The 13,861-nt window shown below is 67.1% G+C and carries 9 protein-coding genes; 5 read left to right on the top strand and 4 right to left on the bottom strand.

The features are described 5' to 3' along the window. The first annotated feature begins 304 nt into the window (after positions 1–304). Positions 305–1,765, top strand: coding sequence for an NAD-dependent succinate-semialdehyde dehydrogenase (locus tag ABD022_RS11900; RefSeq protein ID WP_414647417.1), 1,461 nt, complete (start codon positions 305–307; stop codon positions 1,763–1,765). Positions 1,766–1,831: 66 nt separating this feature from the next. Here the strand turns inward: ABD022_RS11900 and ABD022_RS11905 are convergent, their stop codons facing one another. The 3 genes from ABD022_RS11905 to ABD022_RS11915 form a co-directional block, all read right to left on the bottom strand. Then, positions 1,832–2,062 carry a glutaredoxin domain-containing protein gene (locus ABD022_RS11905; RefSeq protein ID WP_325124574.1) on the bottom strand — a complete coding sequence of 77 codons (231 nt, stop codon included), beginning with the start codon at positions 2,060–2,062 and terminating at the stop codon, positions 1,832–1,834. Positions 2,063–2,126: 64 nt separating this feature from the next. Next, positions 2,127–3,245, bottom strand: coding sequence for a ribonucleotide-diphosphate reductase subunit beta (locus ABD022_RS11910; protein ID WP_325124575.1), 1,119 nt, complete (start codon positions 3,243–3,245; stop codon positions 2,127–2,129). A 93-nt stretch (positions 3,246–3,338) separates the two neighbouring features. Further along, a complete protein-coding gene (locus ABD022_RS11915; RefSeq protein WP_325124576.1) occupies positions 3,339–5,804 on the bottom strand; it encodes a ribonucleoside-diphosphate reductase subunit alpha in 2,466 nt (821 codons plus the stop codon). 248 nt (positions 5,805–6,052) lie between these two features. On the opposite strand from ABD022_RS11915, the gene ABD022_RS11920 reads away from it, so the two are divergent. Then, positions 6,053–7,183, top strand: a complete 1,131-nt coding sequence (locus ABD022_RS11920) for a fimbria/pilus outer membrane usher protein (RefSeq protein WP_343821447.1) — start codon at positions 6,053–6,055, stop codon at positions 7,181–7,183. A gap of 31 nt (positions 7,184–7,214) precedes the next feature. On the opposite strand, the gene ABD022_RS11925 is transcribed toward ABD022_RS11920, so the two are convergent. Beyond that, positions 7,215–7,712 (bottom strand): GAF domain-containing protein, encoded by a 498-nt coding sequence (locus ABD022_RS11925; RefSeq protein WP_325124578.1) that lies wholly within the window; start codon positions 7,710–7,712, stop codon positions 7,215–7,217. Positions 7,713–7,909: 197 nt separating this feature from the next. Between ABD022_RS11925 and ABD022_RS11930 the strand changes: the two genes are divergently transcribed. The 3 genes from ABD022_RS11930 (at position 7,910) to ABD022_RS11940 (ending at position 13,792) form a co-directional block, all read left to right on the top strand. Then, positions 7,910–11,041, top strand: coding sequence for a bifunctional diguanylate cyclase/phosphodiesterase (locus ABD022_RS11930; protein ID WP_343821449.1), 3,132 nt, complete (start codon positions 7,910–7,912; stop codon positions 11,039–11,041). A gap of 53 nt (positions 11,042–11,094) precedes the next feature. Then, positions 11,095–13,089: a DUF294 nucleotidyltransferase-like domain-containing protein gene (locus ABD022_RS11935; protein ID WP_343821450.1), complete on the top strand. Its 1,995-nt coding sequence runs from the start codon at positions 11,095–11,097 to the stop codon at positions 13,087–13,089. A gap of 61 nt (positions 13,090–13,150) precedes the next feature. Next, positions 13,151–13,792, top strand: a complete 642-nt coding sequence (locus tag ABD022_RS11940; RefSeq protein WP_343821452.1) for a 3'-5' exonuclease — start codon at positions 13,151–13,153, stop codon at positions 13,790–13,792. Positions 13,793–13,861 lie beyond the last annotated feature (69 nt).

A 13,861-nucleotide genomic window follows, 5' to 3' on the forward strand; every position in this document is an offset into this window, starting at 1 on the left:
CGCCGGATGGCGAACGTGGCATCGCCGCTCGCCGGGATGGGGCCGGCATTCTCGGGGGCGGCCGTTTCCGGCGCCGCGCAGCGGGCTCCGGCCGATGCCAGGGTCAGCAGCACGGCCAGCGCCAGCATGGCGGGTCGGGCGGAGCGGTTCGTCATTGCGGCATGCCTCCGGGATCGGCCGATCGGGATCCATCGTTCATTTATAGTCGCCGGATGCGCAGCCATCAAGAGATGCGCCGGGGTCTATACTGATTGGATCGCACGGCATCCCGCCCTCATTCCCTTCAATCTTCCGGTTTCGAACGATGACGACTTCCCCGTTGAATTCCCCCGCCTACCCCGATACCCGGCTCCTGATCGACAACCAGTGGGTCGATGCGGCCGATGGCCGGACTCTCGATGTACTCAACCCCGCCACCGGCCAGGTGATCGGCCGGGTGGCCCATGCCGGCATCCCTGACCTGGACCGTGCGCTGGCTGCCGCACAACGGGGTTTCGAAACCTGGCGCGATACGCCGGCGCATGAACGCGCGGCCCTGATGCGCCGCGCCGCTGCCTTGCTGCGCGAACGGGCCGAAGACATCGCCCGCCTGCTGACCATGGAACAAGGCAAGCCGCTGGCCGAGGCGCGGGCCGAGACGCTGGCCGGCGTCTCGCTCATCGAATGGTTCGCCGACGAGGGGCTGCGCGTCTATGGGCGCATCGTGCCGTCGCGCAATCTCTCGGCGCTGCAGCTGGTCGTCAAGGAACCGGTGGGGCCGGTGGCAGCCTTCACGCCCTGGAATTTCCCCATCAATCAGGTGGTGCGCAAGCTGGGCGCCGCATTGGCCACCGGTTGTTCCTTCCTGTGCAAGGCCCCCGAGGAAACCCCGGCTTCGCCGGCAGCGCTGCTGCAGACCTTCGTGGACGCGGGCCTGCCGCCGGGCGTGGTGGGCCTGGTGTACGGCAATCCGGCCGAGATTTCCGGCTACCTGATTCCGCATCCCGTCATCCGCAAGGTCACGTTCACCGGTTCCACGCAGGTGGGCAAGCAGCTGGCCGCGCTGGCGGGGGTCCACATGAAGCGGGTTTCCATGGAACTGGGCGGCCACGCGCCGGTGATCGTCGCCGAGGATGCCGACGTCGAGCTGGCGGCCAAGATATCCGCCGCCGGCAAGTTCCGCAATGCCGGGCAGGTGTGCATTTCTCCCACGCGCTTCCTGGTGCACCGCAGCCTGGTCGACGCGTTCTCCCAGGCCTTCGTGCGCCGCGCCGAATCCCTGAAGCTGGGGGACGGCCTGGCCGAGGGGACTACGCTTGGGCCGCTGGCCAATGCGCGCCGCGTCACGGCGATCAGCCAGGTGGTCGAGGACGCGCGTCGGCGTGGCGCCAAGATCCTGACGGGCGGCGAGCGCGTCGGCGATGCGGGCAATTTCTTCGCCCCGACCGTGATCTCGGGGCTCACCACCGAGGCCGATCTGTTCAACAACGAACCCTTCGGCCCGGTGGCGGGCATTCGCGCCTTCGATCACCTGGACGAAGCCATCACCGAGGCCAACCGCCTGGCCTACGGCCTGTCCGCCTATGCCTTCACCCGCTCGCTGGGCAATGTTCAGCAGCTGATGCGCCGGGTCGAGGCCGGCATGCTGTGGATCAATCAGCCGGCCACGCCTTCGGCCGAACTGCCGTTCGGCGGGGTGAAGGATTCGGGCTATGGCACGGAAGGCGGCCCCGAGGCGCTGGAGGCCTACCTGAACACCAAGGCGGTGTCGGCCGTGGGGATCTGACCGCGGGGCGGCAGGAAAAGGCATCCGGCGGCCTGCGCCGGCCGGATGCGGTGGGAATCGGGTGCTTCAGGCGTACGACACCAGCCCCTTGATCTTGTCCTGGTCGTAGCCCGACCAGGTGCCGTGGTCGGTCTCGACCACGGGGGCGCTGCGGTGGCCCAGGCCGATCAGGCGCTCGAGCTGATCCTGGTGCTGGGTCAGGTCCACGGTTTCATACTCGATGCCCAGGATGTCCATGTCGCGCTTGGTGAGTTCGCATTGCGGGCAGTTGGGCTTCGAATAGACGGTGATGGCCATGGCGGATCCTTTGTAGTTGTCGAGTTGGCGGGATGGGGCTGGGTCGCGGATTCAGAAACCGGGTTCAGAAATCCACGTCGAAGACTTCGTTCTCGTCGTCGCGCTTCATCACGCCGACTTTGTACTGGGCGGTGTCCTCTTCCTGATTGGATGCCTGGACCTTGCTCATGTTGAGCCAGCTTTCCATGTACTTCAGGGGGTTCTCGGTGATGATCGGGAAGGACACCTGGTCCTGGACGTTGAAGAACCGGGCCACGTCGGTGGCGCTGAAATGGACCCAGTCCTTCATCATCTGGCAGGTGACGCCAGTGAGTTCGCGGCCTTCCGAGAAGGCGTAGTCGGTCCAGGCGACCTCGCTGGCGGTGACCTCGTCGATCATCTGCACGATCTTGTCGCGGCATTGCGCGAAGGCGGTGCGGCCTCGTTCGGTCTTGAACATGGCGCGCAGCACTTCCTTGCCGTATTGGACGTGGACCTCGAATTCGTCCTGGGCGATCTTCTGGACGGCCTTGCCGATGGGCTGGAACAGGCCCGTGCCGTCGCAGATGCCGAAGGTCACGGCAAACGAGGCCAGGAACTGGATGCGTTCCATGCACAGCACGGCGACGATGAACAGATAGATCGCGTTGTAGGTTTCCTGGTCGTTCTCGCGCTGTCCGCGGGCGTAGTCGTAGCTGACCTCGAAGGCCTGGTTGAACACCTCGCTGACGACGCGCAGGCGGCTGATGGCTTCCTTGACCGAGAGGATCTCGTTGAGGATGTCGTCGGGGTTGTCGAAGCTGTTGCGGACGATTTCGGAATACGTCGCGGCGTGGACGATCTCGTTCTTGGTGATCTCCACCCAGCCGGACCAGGCTTCGCTGCTGGTGCAGACCGGGGCCAGCACGGCGGCGATGGAGCGCGATGCAACGCTGTCGGCTTCCCATTGCCACGCCAGCGTCTTCACCATCATGTCGTAGGTGTGGCGGTCGCAGGTCTTGAACTGCACGTTGCAGGTGGAATAGTCGAATTCGTTCTCGTCCCAGTCCTGGTTTTTCAGCGTCTTGTACAGCTTCCAGATCTCGGGATAGAACTTGTTGATCGTGTCGAACAGGCCCAGGTCCTGTCCCAGGATGATTTCCGGGAAGGTGTAGTCGGATTTTTCAGTGTTGAAGATCTTGGTCGGCAGGGCTTCTTGGGTCATTTTCGGATCGGCCAGAATGATGGGGCGGTCGTGGCCCCGGAACGGTGTCCGGGGCCGGGGCATGTGAGCGTGTCTTGCGGCGCTGGCGGGGCCTTACATCGTGCAGCTTTCGCAGACGATCTTCTCGTCCACGCCGTCATGGATGCTGCCGGCGTTGTCCAGCGTCTTGTCCGAAGCCACGTTCGAGTTGTAGTAGTAGCGGGTCTTCATGCCGTACTTCACCATGGTGAAGTAGTGGGTCAGCAGTTCCCGGCTGGAGACCTTGTCGTCGTCCTTGATGCGGCGCCACAGGTCGGCGGAAATCCCCTGGTCGGTGAATTTCTGGAACACCGCGTAGGCCTTGATCATGTCGACCTCGGAGATGTCCCAGGCCGACTGGTAGAAATAGGCCGGATTGTCGCTGTCGGGCGCGGCCCAGCGGATCGTGACCGAGCCGTCGGTCTTGTTCAGCGTGACGTCGCGCACGGGATACAGCGAGTTGGGCTTGCCCAGCGCCTTGGAGGACGATTCGCCCGGCATGTACGCCACCAGGCAGGAATGGCCGATGCCGCCGTTCTGCATGATCTCGGTGCGCAGAGCCTCCCAGTCGTAGCGGTAGCGGAAGTCGCCCAGCTCGTCGACGTTGCGGTTGTAGGTGTCGATCGGCAGCCAGCCATCGGGCCAGCGGGTCTTGTGCATCCAGGGTGCGACGCCGCGTTCCTTGCTGATGCGCAGCGAAGCCCGGATGGCGTGGTACATGTGGCGCTCGGCGATGCGGTGCAGTTCCTCGCGGCCCTCGTCGGTGTCGTAGCGCAGGCCTTTGCGGGCCATGTGGGTGGCCACCCCCATCAGGCCCACGCCGGCGTTCATGCGAGCCTTGGCGGTGACGGCCACGTGGGGCAGCACGTAGTGCGAGTTGAGGATGCAGTAATCGATCATCTTCAACGTCAGGTACATCGCCTCCTGGTAGGTCTCGTCGTCGTCCTCGCCGATGGCGTCGTAGGCGATGGCACCCAGCGAGCACAGGGCGATCTCGGGCTCTTCATGGGTCTCGACGATGCGGGCGACACGGCCGCCCTTGCAGGCGTCGTCGGGCAGGATGTCGTCGCCCGCCTTCAGTTCGCCGGCGAAGATGACGCGCGGCAGGGTGGAATCGGCGACCGCGACGGTCAGCCGCGCATTGAAATTGAAGGTCTGCGTCGTGCCGTCGGCCAGCTCGACCGTGATGTGGCCCACTTCCTTGTCGGAATACAGGTCGCGCATGTCCTGGTAGGGACGGTTCGGCTCGCTGATCTCCAGGCACAGGTTGCTGGAGTGGATGGGCTCCTTGAAGGGGGTGTGGCGGTTCATCTCGTCGATGTTGGCCAGGTAGGCCACCCCGGTTTCCAGCGCCTCGTTCAGCGAAGTCAGGATCAGGTCGCGCGGCTTGAAGTATTCCTTCTTGAAGGACGGGTCGCGCTCCAGGCGCTCGTATTCGCGCTTGAAGGCGGCCGAGTCCGGGCCGAAGAACAGCCGGGTGAGCTCGGGGGCGGTGCGCACGTTGAACGAGAAGGCCTCTTCGTTGCGGGCGACCTTTTCGGCGAAGAACTTGTTGGTGACCAGCGCATAGTGCAGGTCGCGGTTCTTTCGGTCCTCGGTGCTGCGCGGATTGCGCAGGTAGGCGATGACCTCGGCCTCGGGATCGAAGCCGGAATAGTAGGTGGTGCAGGCGCCGCCGCGGCCGGCCTGCATGTTGGCGTGCACGGCCTTGCCCAGGGATGCCAGGTAGGGCAGCTTGCCCTGGTGCTGGATCAGGCCGCCGCGCACGGGATCCCCCTTGCTGCGGGTGATCAGGTGGCTGCCGATGCCGGCCGAGGCTGCCGTCATGCGGTAGGCGATGTGGTCGCCGATGGCCAGGGATGCCTCGTTGTCGTCGACCACGTACAGGCAGCACGAGGCAAAGCCGCGCAGCTTCGTGCCCAGGTTCACGTAGTTGGGCGTGGGGGCCGAGATCCGCTTGGCGGAAAATTCCTTGTAGAAGCGCCGCACCAGATCGACCCGGCGCTCGGCGGGCTCGTTTTCCGACAGGGCCATGGCCATGCGCATGTAGACGAACTGCTGCGTTTCGTATTCCTGCCGGGTGACGCGGTTCTGCAGGCTGTACTTCTTGCGGATGTAATGCAGCGAGAAGTGCGGCGTGTCGTAGTCCTGCTCGTGGTCGATGAAGGACTCGATCTCGGCGTATTCGGCATCGGAGTAGTTCAGGCGCACCATCACCCCGTCGGCGATCATCCGGTCGTGCAGTTCCTTGACGGTGGGGATCTTCGGACCGTGGATGATCTTGTGCAGGTGGGACGCGTAGAGCCGGCCCGCCATCAGGTAGTAGGACCAGGTGCCCTTGTCCAGGCAGTTCTGGATCAGTTTTTCCTGCAGGTCGGCGGTGGAGACCGTCTCGGGCATGGTGCTGACGGCCTGCAGTACGATGCTGCTCCAGTCGACCTTCTGGCCCAGGTTGGCGGCGGCCCATCGGCCCCATCCGTTGAGCTTGCTGGGGATGTAGGGTTCGATGCGCCCATCACGCTTGACGATGTTCTTTATCACGGCCGGGTGTCCTTGGTGGTAGTGCTTTTAATTCTACATGTAGTGCGGTTGGAAATCATAAACACAATATATGGTATGGGCAAGCGTGGTTTCAATTTCTCCTCCTGAAACATCTTCGAGGTTTCAACTGCCCCTGCCGTCGTGGTACCCTGATTCGCTTCGGGGGTTTTTCAGCGGTCTTCCGGGCTGTGTGGCCCCCCTGGTTTCATCCCCCGGACGACACGGCCCGGGGTTCTGTGCGTCACCCCATGAATAGGCTCATCCGGCTGTTGGCTGCGTCGGTTCTGTTGCATGGCGCCGGTGGTATCGTGCCGGCGCGGGCCTGGCAGGCCGCCGGTTCCGATCCGGCGCTCATCGACCTGGCTCCCCAGCGCTATGCCGTTCCCGACGTGCCCCGCGACGTTCCGTCCGATGTGGCTCCGGACGCGGGGGCATCCGGCTCGGCGCCGGATTCCGGAATCCGCTACGACCTGCTGTTCCTGGACGGCCCCGCGGAAGGCTACCGCTACCGCCCGGACGGCGTCGGCCTGCGCTGGTTCGGCACGGCCGCCGATCCGGCCGAACCGCCGGACAGGTTCGGCTCGGTGCCTTCCTCCGGCCTGGATGCCTGGGCGTTGGGCGCACGGAATTGGCGCTACCGCAGTTCCGCCGGCTATCGCCTGACCCTGGGCAATACGGCGTCGGACGCTCCCGGCTGGGGGCGGTCCGTGCGTCTTGCCGGGGTGGGGCTGGCCCGGTCCGTTTCCCAGGATCGCCTGCCCGCGGGGGCCTGGGACTATGCCGTGACGGCCGGTGCCCTGGACGGCCAGGCAAGCCGTCCGGTGGCAGAAGGCGACCTGGCGTACGGGCCGGTCGCGGTCGATGCAACCACGCGCTACGCCCTGGACAACGATCTGATCCTCGCCTCGCGGCTGCAGCGCACCCTGGGCCTGACGGCCCTGGGCGTCGGCGGCGATTATTCCCTGGGAGACGCGGGCGCCTGGCGGTTCGGGGTGTCCGGGTCGCAGCGTCCGATGTCCCGGGGCTGGCGCCGCCAGCTGGGCTATACCCTGGGCTTGCGTCCGGGCTGGGACCTTTCCTGGGTGAATGCGCGGCAGGGAAACGGCTACGCCGACCTGGCCGCGTACGGCAGCGGCGACCCGGGCTGCGATTGCGTGAGCAATCAGTGGCAGCTGGACCTGGCGGCGGGGCGCTGGGGATCGTTCAGCGGTTCGTTCGAGCGGCGCGTGGACGCCGCGGGCGGCCTGGACGAGCGAGTCGGTCTGGCCCACGGCTTTCGCTATGGACCCCACCTGAGGGTGCGCCTGGAAACGAACCGCAACCTGACGTCCGGGGATTACGGCCTGGGCGCGCAGCTTTCCCTGCCGCTGGACTGGTAGGGCGGGCCGGCTCCCGGCCGGGGATCCTGGCTCAGTCCCGGCCGTCGATGTGATCCATGAAGACCCGGCACAGGGCTTCCATTCCGCGCCTGTCGTCGTCGTCGAAACGATCCGTGACGGGGCTGTCGACATCCCAGACACCCAGCAGCGAGCCGTCCGCGCGCACCAGCGGCACCACGATTTCGGATTGCGAGGCGGAATCGCAGGGGATGTGCCCCGAGAACTGGCTGACGTCGCGGACGACCTGGGTCCGGCGGCTATCCGCCGCCGTGCCGCAGACGCCCGCGCCCAGTGCGATGCGGATGCAGGCGGGCTTGCCCTGGAAGGGGCCGACGACCAGTTCCTTGCCGTCGTACAGGTAGAAGCCGGCCCAGTTCAACTGCGGCAGGCTGTCGAACACCAGGGCGCTGAAGTTGGCCGCATTGGCGATCAGGTCGGGTTCGCCGGCGATCAGGCCGCGGGCCTGCGTGGCCAGGTCGGCGTAGTGTTCCGCCTTGCTGGCGTAGGTGCGGGGGGCGAATGTGAACATCGGGATTCCGGAAGAAGAACGGGATAGTGTTTCATTGTAGGGCGGGCCGCCGGGCGGCCGGCGCTTCGGTCCGTATCGCGACGGGTGCGCAGGCGGCGGGCCTTTTTTCGGCGTATTGGCCTGCGCCAGTTCCGTGTATATTCCTCCCCAGACGGCACTATTCCTGACGCCGGACATGAAACGCAGGGAGGCACGGATTGTCCGATTCTCGCGGCACAGGGCTGCGCACGGGATTATTCGACAGCCTTCAGGCGCGCCTGTTCCTGGCTGTCCTGATGGTCATCGTGCCGATCCTGTGCGGCCTGGGCTACTACGTCTGGCACCAATACCGGGGGTTGGTGACCAGCAGCGACCGTGCCGCCGAAAGCCTGGTCAGCGTGACGGCGGCCTACGACCGGGCGCTGATCAACGACGCGGGCGACGTGCTCCACACACTGGCGAATTCCCCCATCCTGCGCCAGGCGCGCTGGAGCGAATGCCGTGGGTACCTGGCGTCCCTGCTGACAAGCCTGCCGCGTTATCTGAGCCTGGGCGTGACCGATGCGAACGGCTACCAGGTCTGCTCGGGGTTGCCCGATCCGGTCCCTCATGGCGTCTATCTCGGCGACCGGGCCTATTTCCGCAAGGCCATCCAGCAGGCCGAGGTCACCCTGGGCGGTTTCATCATCGGCCGGATGTCCAATCTGCCCACGCTGGTCCTGGCGGTGCGCGTGCCGGGGAATTCCGGCGTCAACAGCGGCGTGGTCTTCGGTGGCATGAACCTGGGCTACCTGCGCGCCGGCGCAGCCATCCCCGACTTGCTCCCGGGCGGGCGCCTGTGGATTCTGGACCGGGACGGCCATGTGCTGCAGAGCGTGCCGAACGACAGCAGTCATCTGGGCGAGCGGCTGGATGCCCACCCGGCCGGCGCGGCCGGCCTGTTGCGCACCATGTTCGACGACGACGACGGCCAGCGCTGGGCCGTGCTGTCCATGGCGGCCGGTCCCCGGGGGGATCCCTACGGGCTGTCCGTGCGCTACGAAGTGCCGGAATCGGTGCTCTACGCCGAGGCGCGTCATGCCCTGTGGGTCGGGGTGTTCGTCATCGTGCTGTTCCTGTGCGTGGCGGTGCTGGCGGCCTGGAACCTGATGCAGCTGGCCGCCGGGCGCAGCCTGGAACACCTGCGCGTGGCCGTGCGGCGGCTGGCGTCCCAGGATTTCTCCGGGCGCGTGGCCGACCAGTTGCAGGGGCGGGACTTGCGGGAAATCGGCCAGCAGTTCGACGACATGTCCGATGCGCTGCAGTCCTACCAGCGTTCCCTGGCGCAGTCCGAACAGAGCTACCGGCTGCTGTTCGAAAGCAGCCCCAACCCCATGCTGGTGCTGAGCCTGGACAGCGGCCGCTTCCTGACCGTCAACGACGAGGCGATGCGCCGCTATGGCTATGACCGGGACCAGTTCCTGCGGCTGACGCTCGAGGACCTGCGCATCGAGGTGCTCAAGGACCAGCCGGATACGGCCTTTTCCTACGAGCGCCATCGCCGCAAGGACGGCCAGCCCCTGCTCGTCGAAGTGCGCAGCCTGTCCTTGATGTTCACCGGGCAGATGGCCTATGTGCTGGTCGTGCGCGACCTGACCGAGCACGAAACGCTGAGCCGTGGACTGCAGGAACGCGAACGCCTGATCAGCCAGCTGATGGACGTCACGGCCGAGGCCATCTACGGGCTGGACGCGACGGGCTGCTGCATCTTCGCCAACCAGGCCTGCTCGCATCTGCTGGGATACGATCACCCCGACCAGCTGGTCGGGCAGCATTTCCACAGCCTGATCCATTACCAGCACGAAGACGGCCGCCCCTATCCCCTCGAGGCGTGCCGCATGCACCTGGCCCTGGCCGATGGCAAGGGCGTCCACGTGGACGACGAGGTCCTGTGGCGCCGCGACGGCACCTGCTTTCCTGTCGAATACTGGTCGTATCCCATCTGGCGGGACGGCCGGCTGGAGTTCTGCCTGGTCACTTTCCTGGACATCAGCGAACGGCGTGCGCAGCAGCGGGCGCTGGCCTACCAGGCCACCCACGACCCGCTGACGGGGCTGCTGAACCGGGGCGACATCCTGCGACGGCTGCAGGAGCGGTCAGAGCAGGATCCCGAAGCGCCCTGGACCCTGGTGATGTCCAACCTGGACGGCTTCAAGGAAGTCAACGAGGCGCTGGGGCATGATGCCGGAGACCGGCTGCTCCAGGAAGTCGCGCAGCGGCTGCAGGGGCTGCTGGGCGAGTCGTGCGTGCTGGCCCGGCTGGGCAGCGACGAATTCGCCTTCCTGCTGGACACGGGCGACGAGGATCGGGCGCAGGAACAAGTGCGTCCGATCCTCGTCGCGCTGCGCGATCCGTTCGCGCTGAACGATCTGCAGATCCGCATCAGCTGCAGCTTCGGCCTGGCGGCGCATCCCGGGCATGCCCGGGATCCGGACGAACTGATCCGTTGCGCCGACACGGCGATGCGCCGGGCCAAGCGCGACGGGCTGGGCATTGCCGTGTTCAATCCCCAGGACCGCGCCAGCGTCCACGACCGCCTGTTGCTGCGTGGGGAACTGCGCGCGGCACTGGCGCAGGGTCAGTTCCTGCTGCACCTGCAGCCCAAGATCTTCCTGAACGACGGCGCGCTGCCCTCGGGTGCGCCGATGGGCTTCGAGGCACTGGCCCGCTGGCAGCACCCCGAACGGGGGCTGATTCCTCCCGGCCGGTTCATTCCCGTCATCGAGGTCAGCGATCTGATCCACCCCTTCACGCTCTGGGTCGTGGACCAGGCCGTGGCCTGTTGCTCGCGGCTGCAGGCCGTCCGCCCCGGGGTCGGCATTGCCGTGAACGTCTCCACGCGGAACCTGCTGGACGATCATTTCCCCAGCCAGGTCCAGGAGGCCCTGTTGCGGCACGGCCTGGCGCCTGCGCTGCTGGAACTCGAGGTCACGGAAAGCGCGATCATGGCCGACCCCGCCAGGGCGCTGGCCACCCTGCACGCCCTGCACGCCCTGGGCGTACGCCTGTCGATCGACGATTTCGGTACCGGCTATTCCTCGTTCGCATACCTGAACCGGCTGCCGGTCGATGCGTTGAAGATCGACCAGTCCTTCGTGGCCGGCATGGCCGCCGACCAGGACATGCGCGCCATCGTGCATTCCATCATCGAGATGAGCCATACGCTGGGCCTGATGGTGATCGCCGAAGGCATCGAGACCCGGGAAACGCTGGACCAGTTGCGGGACATGGGCTGCGATGTCGGCCAGGGCTATCTGATCGGGCATCCCGATTCCGAGGCCAGTGCCGCGGCCTGGCTGCGCAGCCGCTGACGGCCCGCGCGACCTGTTGATGTGGTTCGGGTGATGCCGGCCGGAAACGTGGTATGAATCGGATATTCATGGGAAGCGGGGGCGGTGTGATGACGGGAAGGCTGGATGCGGCGGGTACGGATGCCGTGAACCAGAACGTGCAGGGGCTGATGGGGTTCCTGCGGGAATATCCGCCCTTCAACCTGATGGAGCCGCCGCAGGTGCGCCGGCTCGTCGAGCGGATGCGGCTGCGGTTCTACGAGGCAGGGCAGGAAATCGCGTCCCCGGGCGATGGCCCTGCCGGCGCATGGTATCTGATCCGCCAGGGCGCGGTCGAAGGCCGCCGCCCGCGCGCGCAGGCCTGGCCCGGCGCCGACGCGGAAGGCAGCGTTGCCGGCGCGGACGACAGTTTCACCCTGGGGCCGGCCGATGCGTTTCCGATGGCGGCGCTCCTGGAAGACCGGCCCACCCGCACGCGCTATCGCGCCCTGCAGGATACGTTCTGCCTGCAGATGGATCGTGCGGATTTCATCGAGATCCTGGAGCAATCGGAGCCCTTCCGCGCCTTTGCCCTGCGCGGCGCGAGCAGCCTGCTCGGCCGGCTGCACCAGCGCACGCGGCAGGAAGCCGCGGCGGTCCAGGGCGAAGGCTACGTCTTCGACCAGCCGCTGGCGTCGATCATGGCGCGCGATCCGGTGACCTGCACGCCCGGCCTGCCGCTGTCGCAGGCCGTGCGGCGGATGCACGAGCGCCGGGTGGGCAGCATCGTCGTCACGGACGAAGGCCTGCGCCCCGTGGGGATCTTCACCCTGCGCGACCTGCGGCGCGAGGTGGCGGGCGCGGCGATCCGGCTGGATGCGCCGATCGAAACCGTCATGACGCGCGCGCCCATGGGCCTGCCGCCCGACGCCACGGCGTTCGAGGCACTCCTGCTGATGGCGCGTCATCGCATCGGCCATCTGTGCGTCGTGCAGGCCGGGGCCCTGGCCGGTGTGGTGTCCGAGCGCGACCTGTTTGCCTTGCAGCGGGTCGGCATCGTGCATCTGGCCAGGGCGATGCGCCAGGCCGAGGACACCGAGGCGCTGCGGGCGCTGCGCGTGGACCTGTCGCGCACGGTCGCGGGCATGCTGGCGCACGGCGTCGATGCCTTGCAGGTGCTGCGGCTGATCGCGCAGATGAACGACCACGCCACGCATCGTGTGATCGAGCTGGCCTTGCGCGATCTGGGTGATCCCGGCGTGCCGTTTTCCTGGCTGGCGTTCGGCAGCGAGGGGCGGCGCGAACAGACGCTGCTGACGGACCAGGACAACGGCATGCTGTTCCAGGCGACGTCCGACGCCGAGGCGCGGGACGGACGCGAGGCGCTGCGGCCGCTGGCCGAGGAAATCAACCGGATGCTCGACCGATGCGGCCTGCCGCTGTGCCGGGGCAATGTCATGGCAGGGAATCCGGCCTTGCGGCTGTCGGCGCAGGAATGGGAACGCTGGTTCGCCGAGATCATCCGGCAGCCCACGCCCGAGCACATCCTCCAGGCGGTGATCTGCTTCGACCTGCGGCTGCTCTGGGGCCAGGACAATGGTTTCGGGGCGCTGAGCCGTTTCCTGCTGGACCAGGTGGCCGACAATCCCCAGTTCCAGCGGGTGCTGGCCGAAACGGCGTTGCGCAACCAGCCGCCGTCCGGCGGACTGTTCGAGATTGCGGGCGGCGCCTGGCGGACGGGCGCGGAGGGCTTCGACCTGAAGACCCAGGCCCTGACCCCGTTCGTGGATGCGGCCCGGGTGCTTGCCCTGTCCAGCGGCATCGCCGAAACGTCCACGGCGGGCCGCCTGCGGGCGCTGGCCGGACGCGGCGTGCTGAGCGCGCGCGACGCCGATGCCTATGTCGAATCCTACCGCTACCTGCAGCTGCTGCGCCTGCGGCGGCATCAGGCGCAGATCCATGCCGGCGAGGCCGCGTCCAACCGGATCCAGGCGGGCTCGCTCAATACCCTGGACCGGCGCATCCTGCGTGAAGCGCTGCGCCAGGCGGCCGATCTGCAGAAGCTGCTGCGCTACAGCTATCGCCTGTGAACGGCATGTGCCCGAACCGGAGCCCTTGCGCCGCCGGGCGGGCGCGCAGGCGGCCATGCGGATGAAACGGGAAACCTGGCGCGACCGGGATTTCTGCAGCCACCCGGCCGTCGTCTTCGACCTGGAGGCGAGCGGCCTGGATCCGCGCAGGGACCGCATCCTGTCCATCGGCGCGGTCCGCATCGAGGATCTGGCGATTCCGCTGGACCGCCAGTACGAACGGGTCGTGCGTGCGCCGGGGCCGCTGGGGCTCGTCAGCCGCTTGTTTCATGGCCTGACGCGGGCCGATCTCGAGCGCGGCGTGTCGCCGCGCGACGCCCTGGCCGGCCTGCTGGACTTCGCGGGCGATGCGGTGTGGCTGGCCTTCCATGCCGGTTTCGACCGCGCATTGCTGGCCCGTGCCGTCAAGGCGCATCTGGGCATGCGCTGGGACGGCGAGGTGATGGATCTGGCGGTGCTGGCACCGATGCTGTTCCCCGAACGGGCCGGTCCGGGTGCCGGACTGGATGCGTGGGCTGCGGCGTTCGGGCTTGCCACGCAGGCCCGGCATGCCGCCGTCGCCGATGCCATGCTGACCGCGGAACTGGCGCTCGTGGTGCTGCGGTGTGCGCAGCGCCGCGGCCTTCGTACCTGGGGCGAGCTGGCCCTGGCGGCGCGGGACTGGCGCGCCGAGCGGATGGGGCCGGGCGGGCCCGTCTTCTGATCCGGTGCGCCGCGCCGTATGATGAAGGCAGCGCCGCGGCCCGAGGCCCCGGGTTCTCCGACTCCAGCA

It is taken from the genome of Castellaniella daejeonensis (genome assembly GCF_039523555.1).
GTDB lineage: Bacteria > Pseudomonadota > Gammaproteobacteria > Burkholderiales > Burkholderiaceae_B > Castellaniella > Castellaniella daejeonensis.

Bases quoted from the DNA above. Each gene is read 5' to 3' on its own strand.
- ABD022_RS11900 (WP_414647417.1), top strand. From the start codon at position 305: ATGACGACTTCCCCGTTGAATTCCCCCGCCTACCCCGATACCCGGCTC.
- ABD022_RS11905 (WP_325124574.1), bottom strand. From the start codon at position 2,062: ATGGCCATCACCGTCTATTCGAAGCCCAACTGCCCGCAATGCGAACTC.
- ABD022_RS11910 (WP_325124575.1), bottom strand. From the start codon at position 3,245: ATGACCCAAGAAGCCCTGCCGACCAAGATCTTCAACACTGAAAAATCC.
- ABD022_RS11920 (WP_343821447.1), top strand. From the start codon at position 6,053: ATGAATAGGCTCATCCGGCTGTTGGCTGCGTCGGTTCTGTTGCATGGC.
- ABD022_RS11925 (WP_325124578.1), bottom strand. From the start codon at position 7,712: ATGTTCACATTCGCCCCCCGCACCTACGCCAGCAAGGCGGAACACTAC.
- ABD022_RS11935 (WP_343821450.1), top strand. From the start codon at position 11,095: ATGAATCGGATATTCATGGGAAGCGGGGGCGGTGTGATGACGGGAAGG.
- ABD022_RS11940 (WP_343821452.1), top strand. From the start codon at position 13,151: ATGAAACGGGAAACCTGGCGCGACCGGGATTTCTGCAGCCACCCGGCC.